This is a genomic window from Pseudomonas sp. K5002, assembly GCF_013386655.1.
Lineage (GTDB): Bacteria > Pseudomonadota > Gammaproteobacteria > Pseudomonadales > Pseudomonadaceae > Aquipseudomonas.
Genome location: NZ_JACARK010000592.1, coordinates 1 through 3,517, shown reverse-complemented (window position 1 = coordinate 3,517; position 3,517 = coordinate 1). Strand labels below are relative to the sequence as shown.

The window sequence follows — 3,517 nt, the reverse complement described above, 5'->3', positions numbered from 1 at the left end:
GAGCAAGCTGCCTCGCCACAATTGAACGTCGTTCTTCAGCCAGACGTCAGTCCTTGGGTTGTTCCGCTTCCATCTCGGCCATGTCCTGGTAGCGGTCGGCAATCCGTGGGTGGGCACGGGAGCCGTCGCTGGCGCCGATGGCGATCAGCACTTCGTCGGGGCCCGGGGCATCGGCGACCTGGAAGTTGGCGGTGAGAAAGTGCGAGCGCTTGCCGGTTTCGCTTTTGTGCACCATCGGCAGCGAAAGCAGGGCGCCCGGTGCATTGCGGGTGTTGGTGAAGCTCAAGTAGGCGGTGCCTTCCACGGCTTCGCGGAACAGGTTGCCGAAGCGCAGGGTGTGGATCAGGCCCGAGGCGTGTTCGATTTCGCCGTTGACCCCGACAGCCGCCGCCTTGCCGAAGGCTTCGACCTTGCCCCCGGGCATCAGGGCGATCAGGCGACGGGTCATCTCATGGCCCAGGCCGGGGGCCAGGCGCAGGATTTCCGGACGCAGGTTTTCGACGAAGCCCTGGCCGGCCCAAGGGTTTTTCAACACGGCTGCCACCACGATCAGGGTGATCGGTTTGCCGGCGTCCTTGCCGCCTTCGATAAAGGTTTCTTCGATAAAGGTGCAGTACTTCCTGACGCCCAGATTTTCCAGATTCATGATCACTCGTCGCCCTTTTGGCTGTTGGTTGTGGCCTTAGGCTAGGAGCGTTGGGCAGCAGCGTCTTCCGTGGTTACGCAGTGCAAATCCACTGGACATTGCTCTGAACCGGAGCAAGTATCAGGCGGGCCTGGCAGGCAACGTGGCTGCCGTGACCTCCATGTTCGGGTGAGCGCCTTGAATCGAGAAATGCAGATACTGTCGTTGCGCGATGTGGCCAGTCAGATCAATTCCGGCGGTGACCTGCAGTCGATGCTGCACCAGTTGGTGTACGCCAGTTGCCGCCACACCCACTGGACCATGAGTTCGATCATGGCCATCGACATGGACGCCGGCTTCGGCCACGTGATCGCCCGCCATGACCCGACCCTGGTGCAGCGCCCGCTGGTGGATTGCTGGGAGCTGTCTTCCAGCCCGGTGATGACCGCCCTGCAACGCAACGAGGCGGTGTTCATCCGCGACGTGCGCGAATGCGAGTACCCCGGCTACCGCCGCGAATCCCTGGAGCGCGATTACCGCACGGTGATGGTGATGCCGATGAACTGCACCGACTTCGACGGCCGGCCCATGGTGCTCAGTGTGATTTCCCGCACGCTGATGGACGTTTCGGAAGAAGACCGGGTGTTCCTCGGCATGATCATCCACCTGGGCGCCATTGCCGTGGAGCGCCAGCGCCAGCTGGAAGCCGAACGCCGCGCCGCCGAGCGCCTGCAGCAGGCGTTGCATGTGCATACCACGATGCTTGAACACGTATTGGGCGGCGGTTCGGTGACATCGTTGTCGCTGATGGTCGGCGACCAGTTGCCCAACCCGGTGATCGCCGTGGACTTCACCGCCAACCAGGTGGTGGCGGGGCGTTCGCCGGATCCCGCATTGTTTGACGACAATGCCTGGCAGGCCGCAGTCGCCGGGGTGCTCAGCGTGCAGATCACCAAGGCCGCCCAGGAAAGTTTGCGCAGCGCCCTGCGCAGTACGGTCAACCTGTTCCTCGACGATGGCCAGCGCCAGTTCACCCTGCGGGCGCAGATCGAACCGTTGATGGTCGACCACGAACTGGTGGGCGCGCTGGTGCTGTTCCCGGTGGCGGCGCCGGTCAACGAGCTGGACCTGCTGATGCTGGAAAGCGCCAAGTTCGCCTTGAGCGTGCAGATGATGCGCAGTTTTATCCGCTTTCGTTTTGAAACCCGGACCCAGACCGAGCTGCTGCTCGAAGTGCTCGAGGGCCGCTGGCGCGATGCCGATGACATCCAGCAGCGCGCCCAGCGGCTGGGCATCAGCTTCAGCACCGCGCAGCAGATGATCATCGTCGACTACGGCGCCAAGGCCCGGGAGGCGAAGAACCTGCACCACAACGTCGCGCGCATCCTGCAGCGTGCAGGGATGCAGGCCACGGTGATCATTGTCGACAACGGTTTGGTGTGCCTGGTGCCGGCGGAAGGCGAGCGCTTGAGCAAAATCAAACGGCAGATTACCGATGACCTGGCGCACTACCTGGGTGCCGAGCCGATCCTGCTGGCCAGCGGGGTGTGCCGGGCGCTGGCGGATTATCCTGCCGCGTGGGAGCGCTGCCGGCGGCTGATCGAGATTGCCCGCTCGTTCGGCCGCAGCGGGCCGATCTCCGATCAGGATTTCGGGCCGATCCCGATCTTCGTCGCGGCCGTGGGCGGCGAGGATATTCGCACCTTCGTCAACGACAGCGTTGGCGCCATGCTCGCCCATGACCGCAAGCACCAGACGCCGTACCTGGAAACCCTGACGGCGTATCTGCGGGAGAGCTGCCGCAGCCAGGCATGCGCGGACGCGATGGGAGTGCATGTGACGACGCTGCGCTACCGGCTGGCGCGGATCCAGGAGTTGTTCGGGATTGATGTGGAAACGCCGGAACGGCGGTTTGCCACGGAATTGGCGATTCATTTGCAGCGGGTGATTGATAGCTGACGGGTAGCATTGCTCCACTTAATAGGAAGCATTACTATTCACACCCCGCCTCCCCAGTGCTTCCTTGATGACTCCTCAGCCGCCCCGCAGAACAGGCTTTTTCGAGCACTACGAAGAGTTGATCGGGACCTGGACGCGCCGCCTGAGAAACCGTCAGCAGGCCGAAGACCTGGCCCACGACACTTTTGTGCGGGTGCTTGAGTCCAACGCCACCAAGGTTGAGCAACCTCGCGCCTATCTGCATCAAACGGCGCGCAATATCGCCGTTGACGCCTATCGCCGCGAGGACCGGCGGGAGGCGATGGCCCTGGAAGCCTTTGATCAGAGTTCGCCCCACAGTGGCGACCCGGAGCATTTCATGCACGCGATCCAGCTGGCGGATTCCATCGAGCGAGCCCTGGCCGAGCTGCCGCTCAATTGCCGCAAGATTTTTATCTGGCAGAAAATCGAGGGCCTGACCCAGCAGGAAATCGCCGAACGCCTGGGCCTGTCTAAAAACATGGTGGAAAAGTATATGATCCGCACCCTGCGGCATCTACGTGACCGCCTGGATGCGATGGCACCATGACCAATGCCCGCTTTGAAACAGGATCTTCCATGATGGATACCCGTGAGTGTGCCTGCGGCAGTGTGACGGCCCGCGACGAGGCGGCGCAATGGTTTGTGCGTGTGCAGGACAGCCCATTGAGCGCAGAAGAACGCGAGCGTTTTGATGCCTGGCGTGCAGAGCATGCCGAGCACCAGTACGAATTTGATGTGCTGCAAGGTTTGTGGAGTGCCACCGACCTGGTGCCCAAGGCGCGCTTGCAGGCGTTGTGCGATGCCCCGCAGCCGCGTGCGACGCGCCGGCCCGTGCTGCGTTATGCAGTGGCTGCAAGTGTGCTGGCGGTGGCCCTGGGCCTGGGGTTGTTCAGTGGCCTGGATCATCCGGCG

General features: G+C 62.8%; 4 protein-coding genes. 3 read left to right on the top strand and 1 reads right to left on the bottom strand.

Going from position 1 to position 3,517, the window contains the following annotated elements; all coding sequences use genetic code 11:
• Positions 1–46: 46 nt before the first annotated feature.
• Positions 47–646 carry an amino acid synthesis family protein gene (locus HX846_RS24275; RefSeq protein WP_003219487.1) on the bottom strand — a complete coding sequence of 200 codons (600 nt, stop codon included), beginning with the start codon at positions 644–646 and terminating at the stop codon, positions 47–49.
• Between the two features lie 189 nt (positions 647–835).
• Here HX846_RS24275 and HX846_RS24270 point away from each other — a divergent pair, with 189 nt between their 5' ends.
• From HX846_RS24270 to HX846_RS24260, 3 genes are all read left to right on the top strand, one after another.
• Positions 836–2,584, top strand: a complete 1,749-nt coding sequence (locus HX846_RS24270; RefSeq protein ID WP_003219488.1) for a helix-turn-helix domain-containing protein — start codon at positions 836–838, stop codon at positions 2,582–2,584.
• A 67-nt stretch (positions 2,585–2,651) separates the two neighbouring features.
• Positions 2,652–3,152, top strand: a complete 501-nt coding sequence (locus HX846_RS24265; RefSeq protein ID WP_087693078.1) for a sigma-70 family RNA polymerase sigma factor — start codon at positions 2,652–2,654, stop codon at positions 3,150–3,152.
• A 29-nt stretch (positions 3,153–3,181) separates the two neighbouring features.
• The coding region (locus tag HX846_RS24260) for a DUF4880 domain-containing protein (protein WP_256739873.1) at positions 3,182–3,517 on the top strand (336 nt) is incomplete at its 3' end.